The sequence below is a fragment of the Agarivorans sp. B2Z047 genome (assembly GCF_023373605.1).
Classification (GTDB): domain Bacteria; phylum Pseudomonadota; class Gammaproteobacteria; order Enterobacterales; family Celerinatantimonadaceae; genus Agarivorans; species Agarivorans albus.
In genome coordinates this window covers 4,045,090-4,060,725 of record NZ_CP088080.1, presented here as the reverse complement: position 1 = coordinate 4,060,725, position 15,636 = coordinate 4,045,090, and the positions used below count along the sequence as shown (strand labels likewise).

The following is a 15,636-nucleotide window of genomic DNA, read 5'->3' as shown; positions in this document are numbered from 1 at the left end:
GCTTAGGCTCGAGCCAGTAATTGTGGGCCTCGGGTGCCTTTTTCTTCCATATATTGAAAGTACAAACGAATGTGGGTTGCCGATTGGTCCACACTGCGCCCCATTGCTTCTCGAATTGCCTTACGGTTAGCTTGCTTGGCGTCGTCACTGTCACGTAGCTGAGTGGCGGTTAATCCGGGTTGAACATCGTTATTACCAAATACCGCAGTACCTGGATTAGTCATTTGGCGCTGCGCCGTATACTCGGTAATGGTTTGACGTGGGGCGGTGCTCTCGATGCGCTGACGAGCTTGATAGGTAGATTCTAACGAGGCGGCTTGTAGATTGTAATTAACCTGCATAACTGAGCTCTAACCCAAGTACATAAATGACTATTGGACTTATATCGGCTGAATCAATACAAACTTTACTGTCCTGAAGGCTGAGTAGCTAAAAATCTAGCTACAGGCCAGGTAGTGAGCAATGTGTTGATTGGCCGGCGATTGTTGCAGTTCATCAACGGTAGCAAATTGCTGGGTTTTGCCTTGTTCAATAAACGCCACTCGCTGGGCAACTCTCAATGCGTCTTGCCATTGATGCGTAACCATCAACACAGCTAGCTGGTATTGCTCAGCGAGTTGTTTAACTAGTTCTAAACACTCTAAACGTAACATCGGATCAAGCGCACTAAAGGGTTCATCTAACAATAGAATAGGGCGATGACGAATTAAGCAGCGCGCTAGCGCGGCGCGTTGTTGTTGGCCACCAGAAACTTGGTCTGGGCGTTTGTCTAAAATTGCTGAGATGCCAAGGTTTTTGGCAATTTCTGTAACTTGTTGTTGCTGGCTAGGGCTTAGCTTTAGCTGTTGGCTAATACCCAAAGCAATGTTCTGCTTGAGGCTTAAGTGGTGAAATAAATTATGCTGCTGAAATAGCGACGTTACCGGCCGTTGATTGATCGGCAGTGTTAACAAGTCTTCATTTTGCCAGCTTAAACTGCCCGAGCTAGCCTGAACAAACCCTGAGATAAGCTCCAGCAAGGTGCTTTTTCCGCTGCCGCTGGCACCCAACAAGGCCACCACTTCACCGGGCTTTACTTCTAGAGAGTAACTAAAGTGCTGGTGATGGCGTTGGCACTGTAGCTTAGATATGTTCAGCATTGTCTCGTCCGAGGCTAATATCGAGTAAGTAAAATATAACACCGCATAGCAGTAGCATGATTAGCCCTGTGGCACTGGCTAAGGCGTATTGATAACTACTTAGTTGTTGAAACAGAAGAAGTGGCAGGGTAGTGACATCTACACTGCCGATTAGCGCAATAACTCCCATATCCCCCAAAGATAGAACCATGCACAAGCTAATCGCCACACTTAAGGGTTTGCGCATTAAAGGCCAATAAATAAAACGGACTTGGCTAAGCGCTGGCAGGTCTAAGCTTTGATTAAGTTTGGCGTATTGCTTTACGCTGTCGTTGAGGGCCGGTTTTAGGCTACGCATATAAAACGGTAGGCTCATTAAAGCGTTAATTAACGCAACTAAGGGAACTGTATAGCGGCTAATGTCGGTGCGGCTAAGCAGTAGAAAAAACAATCCGGTGGTAATCACCATGGCTGGTGCTAATAGCATCACAGACGCAAGTAACTCTTGGCCTTTGTGTCTTTTAGCGCCTTTGTTTTGGCTTAAGTTACTGCTGTATTGCCACAATAGAGCGCTGCCCAATATTAATACCCAAACTACACTTTGCAGCGCAATGTTTAACGACCACAAGCTGCTTTCTACCCACTGCTGCCAAGGTAAGGCTTGCCAGCTAAGCGCTAACAGCGGGCTAAACATACCTAAGACAACTGAACTTATAAACAGATAGTAGCTGGTAATAATTAGCCGGTGCCAGGTAAGTGACAGGGTGGAATGTTGATGAATGCTAGTTAAGCTTTGTTGGTGGCGAATACTATCTTGTTGTTCTCGACCAAGTAATAACCAGCCAAGGCTAGTTGCTATAAGCAGTTGTAATAAGGCGCATTGAAGTGCGAATAAGGGATCAAAATCGTAGCGAAGCGCCTGATAGATCGCCACCTCAAGAGTTGTACTTTGCGGCCCACCACCTAGTGCCAGCACAATCGTAAAGCTACCAAAACACAATAAAAACACTAAGCCAAACAAACCTGCTAAGCGAGAGCGCAACATTGGCCATTCGATTAAGCGCCAATAACTAAATTGGCTGAACCCAAGTTGCTTGCCTTGGCGCCAATAGCTGGCAGGTATGGCTTGGTATTGTAAATAACAGTAGCGCGCTATAAGCGGCATGTTTAGAAAGGTATGTGCGATTAAAATGCCAGGTAGGCCGTATATCTTCCATGAAAAAGGGGCTAAATGTTGCCAAAAACCATTTAAGCCAAAGCTACCAACGCAGCCTAGCACCACCAAAATCACCGGGCATACAAAACATAAGTTTGCCAGGCGCAATTGCCAGTTAAGGCTTTTGGGTTGCAGATAAAACCAAGCGCGAGCGAGCAATATACCGCCAACACAGGCGAGCAATGCCGACAGCAAAGCTTGCCAAAGGCTAAAGCGCAGTACTCGCCATAAATATGGGTCGCTAAACGCGCTCCAGCTTAACTCCTTGGTTTGCTCTGCAAGGCCCCAAAAGGCAGCGCAAATTACCAAGGCAAGAAATGCACTGGCGGTATAACCCGCAATGGCCGCCAGTTTCTTCATCATTTATTATTGGCTAACCGTGTTACGCCATTCTTTCGTCCACGCTTTGCGCTGTTGGCTAACAGTCGCTTGGTCAAGGCTTAAGGCTTTTGGTGTTACAAGTGTTGAGAAGGCTTCTGGCAGCTCAGCTTCTGGGTTTACTGGCAGCATCCAGTTGGTGGTGGCAATAACCTGTTGAGCAGGTGCGCTAACCAAGAAAGCCAAAAACTGCTGAGCCAGCTCAACCTGTTGGCTGGTTGCACTTATTGCAGCCACTTCCACTTGGCTCATGTGCCCCTCACTAAACCCTAGCGCTTGGTAGCGGTTTTCTTGCTCGGCTACCATGTGGTAAGCCGGGGAGGTCGTGTAACTTAGCACTAAGTCAGCTTCGCCTTTTAAGAACATGCCGTAAGCTTCGCTCCAGCCTTTGGTTACGGTAACCGTTTTATCTTTTAACTTGCTCCAAGCTTGCTCGGTATCATCACCATATAGCGCTTTTAGCCAGAGCATTAAGCCTTGGCCTACAGTGCTAGTTCGCGGATCTTGGTAAAGAATGGTGCCATCAAACTCATTAATCAGTTCTTTCATTGAGCTAGGTTTATTCTTTAATGACTCGGTATTGTAAATAAACGCGAAGTAACCGTAGTCATAAGGCACAAAGTTGTTGTCTTGCCAGTCTATGGCCAAGTTAGGAAGGGTTAATTGATGAGCTTGCACTGCACCAATTGCTTCAGCTTCTGGGATAAGGTTAGTGTCTAAACCTAAAATAATATCAGCTTTATTGCGTTTTCCCTCTAGCTTTAAGCGGTTCAAAATGGCTACGCCATCGTCTAAACCTACCCAGTTAATGCTGCAGTTACATTCAGCTTCAAAGGCTTTGCTTAAGGCTGGGCCTGGTCCCCAGTCAGAGACAAAGCTTTGGTAGGTATAAACCGTTAGCTCGCTGTTTGCTTGGGCATTTAAGCCAAATACACTAAGAGTACAGCAAGCTAGCCATAGCAATTTTTTCATCTTACACTCCTTGATAATAGATTTAAGACCACCGCCGGACGTCACCTTGCCTAACTCTCCACTGCCAGAATCGATAGCCACGTATTTACAACAGCATTTGGGCAACATTCTAACAGTAGACCGTATTGCGGGTGGACATCAGCATTCTTGGTTATTAACAACCGAACACGAACGCTTGGTATTACGACTTAATCAACAACAGCCTTGTTATGGCTTGGATTATCAACGCGAAAGAGAAGTATTACAACAGCTTAAAGGACAAGTGTGGATTATTGATTTGCACCCGCTGAGTTTTAAGGGGCAGTTTCTACTCTATCGTTACCAATCTGGTGAAGTACTTAGTGACTTAAGTGGTTTTTCTGACGTGCTTTGGCAACAGCTATTGTCGATAATCATTAGCTTGCCGCGTTTAGGCGAAGGCTTACCCAAGTTTGATATGATCCACTACCTAAGCTGTTATGTGGGAGATATTACCGCAGCTCAAGCGAAGCGTTTTCGATTACTCGCTTTGACATGGCTCAAGGAACAGCTTTGGCCAAGCGGTCTCGCCTTTAATCATCATGATCTACATTTAGACAACCTGCTACTTAGCCCTAAGCAGCAATTGTTTGTATTGGATTGGGAATATGCTGCCAGTTCTATGCAAGGCTGGGATGCTGCCAGTGTTGCAGTACGTTGCCCAGTAAGCAGGCAGCAGCGCCAAGATTTAGTGCTAGCCTCTCAATTAAGCGAAGCTGAATTCACGTTGTTAGAAGCTGCTGTTGAGCTACTAGATCTGGCTTGGTACTGGCAATATCAACCCAGTTTAGCTGAGCTAAACCAGCGCACAGAGCGCTGGTTACTCGCTCACGTTTAACGCTTTAACTTATTAAAATAATCTTGCCAGCTGATGTGTTCTCTACCTGCTGCTTGCGCATAATGACTAGGGTTATCCGATTTTCCTTCGGCGATGCCTTGATAGATGCCGGCAATAACGGTTCCGATAAATTCACCAAGTTCTTCAATGCGGTCTTTCCGATAGTCTTCAACGCTCATTGGCTGATAGCTTAAATCGGTATCAAAGGCTTGGTTTAAATAATCGGCCAGCTGGTACTGCGTTAGCGATTGTCCGTGTAAATTGTAAGTTTGCCCATTATGTTTGTCTTCGCTTAGCATTTTTGCGTAGGCGTAGCCTAGCTCGCCACGGCTTGTGTAACCACATTTTCCATCGCCTGCGCAGTTAGTTATTGTGCCTGCTTTTTTGTAATTCTCGATGTATTCAATATCTGGTTCTATGTAGATGCCGTTGCGCCCAATAACCCATGCTAAGCCACTGTCTTTTAGGTCTTGCTCGGTTTGGCGGTTGCTTTGAATTACGGGAGAAAGCGCGGTGTTTTCTTCAGCGCCTTGCACACTGGTATAGACAATTTTTTTCACGCCCGCTTTTTTTGCCGCATTAATTACATTGCGGTGTTGGCCAATGCGTTTATCCGGGGCGTCCATGCCAGACACCAACAATAATACGTCTACAGATTGCAGAGATTGTTCCAGTTGTTCAGGCTGATTGTAGTCTCCTGCGCGAACCTCTACGCCTAAATGCTCAGCTTTACTTGGGGTGCGTGCTAGGGCAATCACATCTTGCTTGGATGTTAAAGCTACAGTGGCTTTTACAATGGCGGCTCCAAGTTGTCCGCTGGCTGCTGTTACGGCTATTTTCATGGTTTGTCTCTCTGTAGGCTATGGCTCTACGCTTAGAAATTCTAGATGAGAATTTAAAAGCTGCTGGTTTAACTCGCGCAACCAAAAGATATTTATAGTTTAACGAGATTTCCGCTAGGCAATGGCTAATGGCAATTAGTGAGCATTATTGGCTTGTTTTACCGTTGATTTAAGTTGCTGCATAAAGGTTTTAAATTGAGGAAAAAACGTAGCAAACAAGGGATGTTTGCGGTTCTGCATCATTAACGGACCTAATAAACGCAACGATACTGCCAGTCTTTTCGCATCATTATTTGCTAGCTCGCTACCTTTAGTTATTTGCTCGACCGCATTGAATAAGTCTTCTCGGTCTTGGTAGTTAAACTGCAAGGTTCTAGCAGTTTGTTGATCGCTAGCTAATTCTTCAATAGTGATTTGATAGTGTTTATCTTTTCTTAATGTAGACATCATATTGTTTCCTATTTTGTTTAGCTTATTTACAGAACGGTCTGCAGCGGGCAAACGGAGTCTGGCTGTTAGCTTTTTAAAAAGCGTTCCACTCTAGGTTTTATGGTTAATGAAACGGTGATAATTAACACCAGTGCAAAGGGCAGTGCTGTTAATAGTGTTTGTAACCAACTCGCTAAAAAGTCATTGGCATTACTTAAACCTAGGTTGTTTAGTGTGGTGCTAAAGGCCAGCCCAGACTCCATAATTACGGCCATTACCACACCCACCACAATATTGCGTTGCTGTACTTGCATCTTTGGTAAGCATTTCTCGGCAGCTTTGCTGATTGCAGCCATCAGCAGAGAACCAATAGGCATAATCGTGCTAGCTGCTAACAGAAACGCCGATAGCCATTGGCCAAAAAATAACGGGCTATAACCTAGGTTTAGGTAAGTCATTACGCCAGTTAACGAGCCTCCCATCACCGTCATCATTGCCATTACTAGCAATACCTTTTGAAACAAAGGAGGACTTTTGGGTTGAAGTTCCGCAGTTAGTGCTGGGTTCATTTGTGCATTCAAGGCTTTTTCCAAATTTGAACTGGTTGATTATGTCAGCTATATTTAATTTGGTTGATTGAGTCAACTATTTGTTGGGTTTAATTTGTACAATTTAATTTGGTCAATGTTTTAAATTACGCGAAAGTTTTGATTGAATGCACGTGGGCTAAATACTCTACCGGGTACTGCTTTGAATTTATTGATGTTTAAAAGTGGGGGTGTCAGGAATGAGCGATAGTGGTTTATTCAATTCGCCCGTAGATTGCGTGAGGTTTATTTTGCATATAGGCCCAGTATTGGTCGCCGTACGAAAAATGCCACCACTCTCGAGAGTAATTTACAAAGCCAGCTTGTAACATTGCAGATCGGAGTAATCGTCTATTGGTTTTTGCGAGGGAGGAGATGCCCGTATAGTCGCTGCTGCAAAGTTTACTGGGCACTGTGCGCCAATCTTGTATCTCCATGCCGAAATCGATGACTTTCCCTTGCTTGTCGACGATCTCTATATCAACTGCTCCTCCTGTGCTGTGCGGAGGACACAAAGGCTTTCCGTCAAAGCTTCTGCTTGGAGCAACGAGCTGTGCAGTTCTTTGATAGCTATTTTTCATAGTGAGATTAGGCTCTATCTCTATTATATCTTGCATGTGCTGGTTAAAAAGCTGTTGTTGAAAACCTGGCGAACGATAAGCTTCATAGAGCCTTAGTCTTAAGCCCGAAGGTAGGCTAGCGTCTACATCTAATAGCTTTTTGAGTACTTGCCTTCTTAACCGTTTGTAATTGCATTGTGTTTGTAATGATTCTGGAGGCGGACCACAAAGAATATAGCCATCAGCGCTGGTCAACGCTTCTTGGTTGTCGATGATTGGTATGTTTACTACCTGAGATGCTGATATGTCGGTGTGTTGTTCGATCATCTTTTTTGGTGATTAAGTATTGTCTTTGTAAGTAAGCTAAAGATAAGCTGGCACAGTAGTGCCACCTCACAGCATTTGCTTATTCTTCTACCAGTACTTCGGCGCGCCAATTACCTTCGCCTTCTTCGCCTAAGGTTTCTGCTAAATAGGGCAGTACTTCTTGCATTTCTTTCATCAATGTCCACGGTGGGTTAATAACGATCATCCCGCTGGCGGTCATGCCAAACTCTTCACTGTCGTGGCGAATACCTAATTCAAACAATTGAATATTGCTAATGCCGCTGTTGATTAGCTGCTTTTCTAGTTTGTCGATGCGGTGGCGGTCTACCACTGGATACCAAAGTGCATAGGTACCAGAGGCAAAGCGTTTGTGAGCTTCTTTTAAGGTTTTAACCACCGTTTGGTATTCGTCTTTAACTTCGTAAGATGGATCAATTAATACTAAGCCACGGCGCTCTTTGGGTGGCATTAATCCGATAAGGCTTTGATGACCATTTTCTTGGCGAATTTTGGCGCGGCGATCACGTTGGAATAAGCTGTTTAATGGCGCTTGTTCACTTGGGTGCAACTCGTGCAAAAACAAGCGGTCTTCACGGCGTAGCATCATTTTGGCTATCCACGGTGAACCGGGGTAGTGCTGGCGAGTTTTTTCTGGATGAATTTGATTAACCAGCTTAAGGTAGTTTTTAACCAACTCGGGCAAGTCTTCAGCATCCCAAAGTTTACCTATGCCGTTTTCGTACTCACTCTTTTTCTTAGCTTCTGGGCTATTTAGGCTATAAGCCCCAGTACCTGCGTGGGTGTCGATGTAACACAAGGGTTTATCTTTTTGAGTAAGGTAAGAAATGATGCGTTGTTGCACTAAGTGTTTAAGTACATCGGCAAAGTTGCCTGCATGATAAGAGTGGCGATAGCTTAACAAAGTGTTGTCTCGACATTGAAGAAATATGAGGGCTCAGCCAAGGCTGGCAATATTGCGCTAGTCTAGGTAGAGACTAGCGCAGATGCAAGTTTATCGGTATTTAGTCGCTTAGAATAATTGCCGTTTGGGCTCGGGTGTGGCTTTGAGCAGTTTAGCTAAAATTGCTAAGCCTTGATCGAGCTGTTGATTAGATTCAGCTTGGCCTAAAGATAAACGCACTGCGTTAGGGCTAGCTTGATTATCTACCACAAAATGCTCTGCAGAAGCGACCTCTACACCGTGTTGCTGTGCTGCAGCAACAAACTGGCTGCAGCGCCAGTTAGCGGGTAAGCGCAGCCAGCAATGTAAACCGCCTTCTTGGTAACTATAATCCATACCTGCCATATGGTGGTGAAGTAGCTGGGCCCGTTGGCCAATTAAGCGTCGTTGCTCTATTAGGGCTTTATCGGCAAAACCGGCTTGTATCCACTGGATCGCCACATCAACCAGCAAAGGACTAATATTCCAAACACTGCCCCTTATGGCGCTATTAAAGGCGGTTTGCAAGTGAGCTGGTGTGTGTAAGTAAGCAAACCTAAGGCCTTTAAAAGCGCCTTTAGAGAAACTGTTTAAGTAAATAACCTGTTGCGGCGCCATTTCAACCATGGCTGGTGGGCGTTGGTCGGGCAGTAAGCCACATACATCATCTTCAATAATAATCACCTGATGCGCACGACAAATATCGATGATTTGCTGACGTCGGGCTTTGGACATTATTGCAGTAGTAGGGTTTTGCAGGGTTGGCGTAAGGTATAAAGCTTTGGGATGATACTTTTCGATATGGCTTAGCAGGCTATCTGGGCAAATGCCTTGTTCATCTAAAGCAACACCTTTTAGCTCTATCTTTAATTGTTTAGCAAGGGTGATTAAGCCGGGATAACACAAGGCCTCGCAAATTACCCGTTCACCGACTAACTCAAGGGCGATTAAACATAGATTTAATCCATGCTGGGCACCATAACTAAAAAAAAGTTGTTCAGGTTTAAAGCAACTGCTGCTCTGATTAAGCCAAGCACACACCGATTCGCGCTGCGCCACCAAGTTTTGGCTGTGGTCATTGTCTAATAACTGATCGAGCTGCTCTCCTGCTTGAGCATAGTTTTGCAGCAAGGGCACCAACTGCTGCGCCCTCGCTTGGGTAAAGGCGGTGTTTTGCCAAAGCTCAATATGCTGATTATTGCCCTTTAAGCTCCCCCATTGCTGCTGATAATTAGTTGGGCTTTTTACATAACTGCCACTGCCGGTTTTCGATTCTATTAAACCTTGCAGTTCTGCTTGGGCGTAAGCGCGGCTAATAGTACCTACCGTAACAGCGAGGTGCTCTGCCAGTTGTCGCTGAGGCGGTAATTTTTCGCCAGGTTTAAGTTGCTGTTGCTCAACATGAAGGCGGATCTGTTCAACAATTTGAGTCGCTTTGTTATTGCTACTATCTAAGTCTTGCCAAATTGTCATCATGACAATAAACCTTTTGATCTCTTGTTGCTGCTATATTAGCGTGAGTAATGAGAGTTAACTACGGTTTTTAATCATTTCGGCTTATTGTATCGATACAATTTTAACTTGGGAGGACGGTATGGATATCGCGTTGTTTTCATCAATGGTGTTATTTGCTTTTGTAATGGCAGGTACTCCTGGGCCCAATAATATGCTGTTAACATTTTCGGGTGCTAATTTTGGCTATAAGCGCAGTGTGCCGCAAATGGCAGGTATACCCACTGGCATTGCCACGATGATCTTATTAATGGGCTTGGGGCTTAGCTGGGTATTTCAGCAGTATCCAAGCTTGCAGTGGACCTTAAAAATATTAGGTAGTGCTTATTTGCTGTATTTGGCTTTGCGTATTTTGCGTCAAAGTCAGCTAGCTAAGCAGCAGATGGCAAAACCGCTGAGTTTTTTTGAGTCACTTGGTTTTCAATACTTAAACCCTAAAGCGTGGATGATGACCTCTTCGGTCGTGGCCAGTTTTGCCTTACCGGGTGAAGCTTACTGGGAGTCTATTTGGGCTTTAGTTCTTACGTTTTTCTTGGTGAATCCGGTTACTGGTTCAATTTGGGTGAGCTTTGGAAAGTTTATTGCTCGTTGGTTAAGTGCACCTATCGCTCGGCAGCGTTTTAATATCACCATGTCATTCTTAACGGCTGGCTGTGTTGTGCTGCTGTGGGTGTAAGTTATTAAGTGGTGCTTAGCTTATTGCTTAGAACTGCCTTTATTCCTTGTTGTTTGATTCAGATAATTATTATTGATCTTCGTTAATAATGATTATGTAAATAGTTGATATGGTTTTTATCTATAAGCCAACAATGGTGCATAGCAATTAGGCACCAATTAACTAAGTCGAAGGGTTAGTGCCTAGGCATAAGCTTTCGAACAACAAGGAAGTGACGATGAAATGTTTATTAGGGCTGCTAATGCTGCTTGTTGTAGCACCAATACAGGCGGGTGTATTGCAATACGATGAAGCTATTAATGGTCATTTTAGCTTACAGAACCCTACTAGTTTAACGCTAAAAAAGGGCTTAAATACCATTAAAGGCACGTTTACCACCTCTCCTCTTCGAAAGTTAAACGCCGCCTACGACGATGAGTTAGAGGCTATGGGCTACGACCGATTGCGCCCAGAGGGCTTTGACTATGCCAGCCTCGCTTATGACGATAGCGATATCTTAGACCTGTGGTTGGAGCTTCAAGAGCAGCACAAAATCCAATCGGTAAGCTTTTCCATTTTAGCCAGTGAAGCCTTAGTTTATGGGCATACTCACTTTGTTTCTCGATTCACAATTGATGATATTTGGGTGGACATATTTGATGTGCGACAAGCTGAGTTGAGTGATTTAAGTTTGGTTACGGTTAACGACCAAGCTCTACATCTTACTGCCAGTGGTAAAACCGCAATGGTGTTTCCTGGCTGGCACGAATATATAGGCCAAGAAAGAGTAAGTTACGAGCTCACGTTTAATGTGATTAAAGTGTCTGAACCATTAAGTTTAGGGCTGTTAAGCTGTTGCATGTTTATGCTGTTGTATTCACGAAATAAATCTTGCCGACTAAGGCTTGAACAACTAACAGCATAGTGTGAGGAAAGGTGCTTACACTAAAACGCCTCAAAAAAATCGCCAGTGGTAACACCGCTGAGGTATTTGCCTTATCAAACAAACAGGTACTAAAACTGTATTTTGATGGCTATCCTCCAGACGAAGCCGAAAATGAGCTTAACAAGGCAAAGTTTGCTTATCTACAAGGGATACCCACTCCCAAATCCATCGATTTGCTGCAGTTAGGCTCGCGCCAAGGGCTAGTGTTTGAGCGTTGTAAAGGACCAAGTTTAGCCGCTTATTTACAGCAATATCCTAAAGACGCTCCTCACTTGGCCTGCGAATTTGCAAGCCTACATGCCACTATTCATCAATACGATGCTAGTCCATTGCCGCTAAGCCAGCAGCGCCTTAGCGATAAAATGAACCGCGCAGATGTTGATCATGATTTGCGACAACAGGCTTTGGAGAAACTAGATTCTTACCCCCAGGAAAACATGCTCTGCCATGGCGATTTCCACCCTGCTAATGTCATTCTATCTAATCAGGGCTTGATGGTGATTGATTGGGTTGATGCCACTCAAGGTCCGGCTTTAGCTGATGTAGCCCGTACCGAGTTGCTAATTGCGACCAGTTTGATCACGGCAGATAGCTTTGAGCAACAGGCTTATGTTGAACTAAAACAGCAATTTGTAGCGGCTTACAAACGGCATTATTTTCAGCTAAGCAAGCGTGATGAACTGCAGCTAGCGCGTTGGCTCCCGTTAGTTGCTATAGGCCGATTATCAGAAAAGCTGGCTGGTTCTAGCTTCGAGCAAACCTTGGCAATTGCGCAGCAAGGTTTAGTTTAACCCTTAAACTGGGCTCAGTTATTGGATAAGGTCCTCTTTGAGCGATTGCTTCCTCCCCTCATTTTAAGCACGCCGTAGACTAGTTTGGGCAAAGTGCGGGGCTTGTGCGCTTATTAATCATATTGTTGGTGTAAAGTAGCGCTAACAGGTGATGAAAACCAGATGTTAGTAAGTTGTTGATTTGCATGTGCGATTTCTGGACACTTTATTTTTTAATTGTTAATAACATGGACGTGTTAATGCGAAGTCTAATTAGTATTGCTTTGCTTTTGTCATTGTTTGCTTGTGGTGGCGGGGGCTCAGAGTCTGGACCTGCAAAGCCTCAAGAGCCCAATGTAGAAGTAGAGCTAACTGAAACCGCCCGCAAGGGGCAACCTGTAAGCCTAAGAGCGAAAGCAACTGGTTTAGGCACCATTAGTAAAGTTGAATGGCGCCAAGTATCGGGCCCTAGCATTAACTTTGTTCAAAGCGACAGCTTAGAGTTGGAAATTGTTCCAGATAACAATTCCAGCCTTAGCGCTGATACTTACACTTTTGAAGTTGCTATTACTAACGACCAAGATCAAGTGACTCGCCAGCGTTTGAGTTTTGATGTGCAAAACGCAATGAGCAGCTCTCAAGCCGCGCGATTGCTGCATCAAGCCACCTTAGGACCTAAAGGCAGTGAAATTGATGACGCAACAGGTATTAGCGAGCAAGAGTGGTTAGCAGAACAAATGCAGTTGCCAATAACCAAGCATCTCCCTTTAGTGGCTAATTACCCAGACCGTGAAGAGCCAAACCAAATTAACCGAATAGATGCGTGGTGGAAGGCCTCTATTAATGCTCCTGACCAGCTGCGACAGCGGGTGGCTTTTGCTTTAAGTGAGATTTTTGTTGTATCTGATAGTAATACTGCTTTGAGCGGCGAGCCCGAAGGCATGGCGCATTATCAAGATATTTTGTTGACCCATGCCTTTGGTAATTTTCGTGAGCTGTTGGAAGACGTAACCTTATCACCAGTAATGGGCACTTATTTAAGTCATTTAGGCAACGAGAAAGCTGACGAAGAACTTAATATTCGCCCAGATGAAAACTACGCCCGAGAAGTGATGCAGTTGTTTACCATTGGTTTAGCTGAGCTGAATCAAGATGGTAGCGTTAAACGTGATGGTGAAGGCAATAGCATTGCCACTTATGGGCAAGAAGAAATTGAAGGTTTTGCGAGAGTTTTCACCGGTTGGACCTTTGGTGCTAGCGCCCGTTGGAAGCGACCAAGCCGTAATTTCACTATCCCTATGGAAGCTTATCCTGATTATCACTCGCAAAAAGACAAAACACTGCTAAGTGGTGTGGTGCTAGCGGGTGGGCAAACCGCTGAAGATGACATGCGTGATGCGCTAGATAATCTGTTTGAACACCCTAATGTTGGGCCATTTATCTCTAAACAGCTTATTCAACGTTTAGTGACGTCTAACCCTACACCACAATATGTAGAGCGTGTGGCCAACGTATTTGATGATAATGGCAGCGGAGAGCGCGGTGATTTAGCGGCTGTAGTTAGCGCTATTTTGCTTGATGATGAAGCCAGGCAAAACTCAGGTGTCATAAGTTACTACGGAAAAATTCGCGAACCTTTATTACGAACCGTTCAGTTCTGGCGTGAACTAGATGCCGCTAGCCCTGCTAATTGGTACTTCACTTGGTCGCTAAACGACAGCCACGGACAAACCCCGTTGGGATCGCCATCGGTATTTAATTTCTTTAGGCCAGATTATCAACCCGCCGATTTGTTGGAGCTAGATATTGTTGCACCAGAGCTACAAATTGCTAATGACGCAGCGCTAATTGGTCAGTTTAATAACCAGTACAGCGGCTTTCTATGGAACATAAAAGAGCTGATTTCTGAGCCAAGTGATAAACGCATTATGCTGAGCCTGCAAGCTCACGTGGATATTCTTGAGCAACAGGGTTTAGACGCGTTGCTCGAATACTACGATACTTTGTTTTATAGCGGCAGCATGAGCAGTGACCAGCGCCAAACTCTGCGCGAAGTGCAAGATATTTGGTCGAGTTGGACCCCTTATCAGCAAGTTGCGTTTTTGTTGTTTACCGTGTCGGTGTCTCCCGACTACATAGTTCAGCTTTAGGAGCCTGAGATGACTTATAAAAACAGGCGAGAGTTTTTATCGCTGTGCTTAAAAGGTGGGGTGTCGATGGCGGCGCTCAGTAGTATGCAATTAAAAGCGATGACAAGTTTGGCGACACCCGCGGCCAGCGCCGATGGATTTAAAGCCTTAGTATGTATTTTTTTGAAAGGCGGCAACGACTCTTTCAATATGCTAATTCCTCAGCAAGGTGATCCTTTAGCGGCTTACTTAAACAGTCGCCAAAATCTGGCGGTGAGTGATTCGATTGCAATTGATCCTGTTACCGCGGTAGATGGGGGAATTGGTTTAAACCCTGCGTTATCACCCATTGCACCTTTGTTTAACAATCAAAAACTTGCCGTAGTTTCTGGCGTAGGGAGTTTAGTTGCTCCTATTACCTTGGAGCAGTACAAAGCCAAAAGTGCTGCTATACCTAACAATTTGTTTTCACATAACGACCAGCAAGCTACCTGGATGCAAGGTCGAGAAAAAGAAAGCATTAATTATGGTTGGGGCGGGCGCATTTTAGAGCTGCTTAATCAACATGACAGCTTTGGTTCAAACATATCTTTATCTGGAAATAACCTGTGGCAAACTGGCCCAAATGCGATTCCTTTTGCCATGAATAAATCGGGTATTACCCGAGTGAATGCTTACAACAGTACTTCGCAACGTACTCAAGATTTTAGGCAACAACTCGAGCAAATGTTTAGTCGCGCTAGCCACCCTTTGGCGAAAAACTACAGTGATAAACTAGACACCTCGATTAGCAATACCGAACAGTTAAATGAAGTGCTTGGCAGCGCAGAAGAGTTTACCGGTGTATTTGGCGACAACGACTTGTCTATGCAATTGCTTGCCGTTGCCAAAACCTTATCTGTGCAATCGCAATTTGGTGTAGGGCGACAAGTTTATTTTGTAGGCATGGGTGGTTTTGATACTCACGATGATCAAAATGTTAATCACCCGGCTTTATTGCTGCAGCTTTCTCAAGCCATGGCTGAGTTTGACAGCGCGATGACGAGCTTAGGTTTATCTAATCAAGTGACTACTTTCACCATGTCAGATTTTGGCAGAACCCTAAGTTCTAATGGCGACGGCACTGATCATGGCTGGGCTGGTAATCAACTTGTGATGGGCGGAGCGGTAAATGGTGGCGAGATTTATGGCTCGGTTATCGAGCAAGCCTTAGACAGCGCTTATGATGTGGGCGGCGGTCGAATGATCCCACAAGTGGCCAATGAGCAATATTTTGCCAGCTTAGCCCGTTGGTTTGGATTAAGTGATAGTGAGGTGCTTGAGTTGTTCCCAAGCCTTAGCAACTTTAACCAAAGCCATTTATCGATGTTTAGTTAAGGGTGTAAACAAGTAACAAAAA

Annotated in this window: 16 protein-coding genes; 6 read left to right on the top strand and 10 right to left on the bottom strand. The window is 44.7% G+C overall.

The genetic code is table 11. The features are described from left to right. Positions 1 to 2: 2 nt before the first annotated feature. The 4 genes from LQZ07_RS18580 to thiB form a co-directional block, all read right to left on the bottom strand. Positions 3 to 341, bottom strand: coding sequence for a hypothetical protein (locus LQZ07_RS18580; protein WP_016402916.1), 339 nt, complete (start codon positions 339 to 341; stop codon positions 3 to 5). A gap of 96 nt (positions 342 to 437) precedes the next feature. After that, complete coding sequence (gene thiQ, locus LQZ07_RS18575; protein WP_152781918.1) at positions 438 to 1,139, bottom strand: thiamine ABC transporter ATP-binding protein; 702 nt, start codon at positions 1,137 to 1,139, stop codon at positions 438 to 440. Then, positions 1,123 to 2,697, bottom strand: a complete 1,575-nt coding sequence (locus LQZ07_RS18570; protein WP_152781916.1) for an ABC transporter permease subunit — start codon at positions 2,695 to 2,697, stop codon at positions 1,123 to 1,125. The genes thiQ and LQZ07_RS18570 overlap by 17 nt, the downstream gene beginning before the upstream one ends. Positions 2,698 to 2,700: 3 nt before the next feature. Next, a complete protein-coding gene (gene thiB, locus LQZ07_RS18565; protein ID WP_152781914.1) occupies positions 2,701 to 3,684 on the bottom strand; it encodes a thiamine ABC transporter substrate binding subunit in 984 nt (327 codons plus the stop codon). Positions 3,685 to 3,730: 46 nt separating this feature from the next. Here thiB and LQZ07_RS18560 point away from each other — a divergent pair, with 46 nt between their 5' ends. After that, complete coding sequence (locus LQZ07_RS18560) at positions 3,731 to 4,540, top strand: phosphotransferase (protein ID WP_194164112.1); 810 nt, start codon at positions 3,731 to 3,733, stop codon at positions 4,538 to 4,540. On the opposite strand, the gene LQZ07_RS18555 is transcribed toward LQZ07_RS18560, so the two are convergent. From LQZ07_RS18555 to LQZ07_RS18530, 6 genes are all read right to left on the bottom strand, one after another. Next, the gene (locus tag LQZ07_RS18555) at positions 4,537 to 5,382 is read right to left on the bottom strand and encodes an SDR family oxidoreductase (RefSeq protein ID WP_152781910.1); all 846 of its coding nucleotides are present in this window, start codon (positions 5,380 to 5,382) and stop codon (positions 4,537 to 4,539) included. The two genes, LQZ07_RS18560 and LQZ07_RS18555, sit on opposite strands and share 4 nt — an antisense overlap. Positions 5,383 to 5,517: 135 nt before the next feature. Further along, positions 5,518 to 5,832, bottom strand: coding sequence for a DUF3861 domain-containing protein (locus tag LQZ07_RS18550; RefSeq protein WP_152781908.1), 315 nt, complete (start codon positions 5,830 to 5,832; stop codon positions 5,518 to 5,520). A 65-nt stretch (positions 5,833 to 5,897) separates the two neighbouring features. Then, positions 5,898 to 6,392: a DUF2798 domain-containing protein gene (locus LQZ07_RS18545; protein WP_227981259.1), complete on the bottom strand. Its 495-nt coding sequence runs from the start codon at positions 6,390 to 6,392 to the stop codon at positions 5,898 to 5,900. A gap of 221 nt (positions 6,393 to 6,613) precedes the next feature. Continuing rightward, a complete protein-coding gene (locus tag LQZ07_RS18540; RefSeq protein ID WP_152781906.1) occupies positions 6,614 to 7,285 on the bottom strand; it encodes a M15 family metallopeptidase in 672 nt (223 codons plus the stop codon). Between the two features lie 79 nt (positions 7,286 to 7,364). Continuing rightward, the gene (locus LQZ07_RS18535; RefSeq protein WP_152781904.1) at positions 7,365 to 8,207 is read right to left on the bottom strand and encodes a 23S rRNA (adenine(2030)-N(6))-methyltransferase RlmJ; all 843 of its coding nucleotides are present in this window, start codon (positions 8,205 to 8,207) and stop codon (positions 7,365 to 7,367) included. Positions 8,208 to 8,315: 108 nt separating this feature from the next. Beyond that, entirely contained in the window at positions 8,316 to 9,701 is a 1,386-nt protein-coding gene (locus LQZ07_RS18530; RefSeq protein ID WP_152781902.1) for a PLP-dependent aminotransferase family protein, read from the bottom strand. 118 nt (positions 9,702 to 9,819) lie between these two features. Here LQZ07_RS18530 and LQZ07_RS18525 point away from each other — a divergent pair, with 118 nt between their 5' ends. The 5 genes from LQZ07_RS18525 (at position 9,820) to LQZ07_RS18505 (ending at position 15,614) form a co-directional block, all read left to right on the top strand. After that, entirely contained in the window at positions 9,820 to 10,413 is a 594-nt protein-coding gene (locus LQZ07_RS18525) for a LysE family translocator (protein ID WP_152781900.1), read from the top strand. A gap of 217 nt (positions 10,414 to 10,630) precedes the next feature. Then, positions 10,631 to 11,317: a hypothetical protein gene (locus tag LQZ07_RS18520; RefSeq protein ID WP_152781898.1), complete on the top strand. Its 687-nt coding sequence runs from the start codon at positions 10,631 to 10,633 to the stop codon at positions 11,315 to 11,317. Positions 11,318 to 11,328: 11 nt separating this feature from the next. Then, positions 11,329 to 12,129, top strand: a complete 801-nt coding sequence (locus tag LQZ07_RS18515) for an aminoglycoside phosphotransferase family protein (protein ID WP_152781896.1) — start codon at positions 11,329 to 11,331, stop codon at positions 12,127 to 12,129. Positions 12,130 to 12,368: 239 nt separating this feature from the next. Further along, positions 12,369 to 14,258 (top strand): DUF1800 family protein, encoded by a 1,890-nt coding sequence (locus LQZ07_RS18510; protein ID WP_227981258.1) that lies wholly within the window; start codon positions 12,369 to 12,371, stop codon positions 14,256 to 14,258. A 9-nt stretch (positions 14,259 to 14,267) separates the two neighbouring features. Then, a complete protein-coding gene (locus LQZ07_RS18505; RefSeq protein WP_152781893.1) occupies positions 14,268 to 15,614 on the top strand; it encodes a DUF1501 domain-containing protein in 1,347 nt (448 codons plus the stop codon). The last annotated feature ends 22 nt before the right edge of the window (positions 15,615 to 15,636 follow it).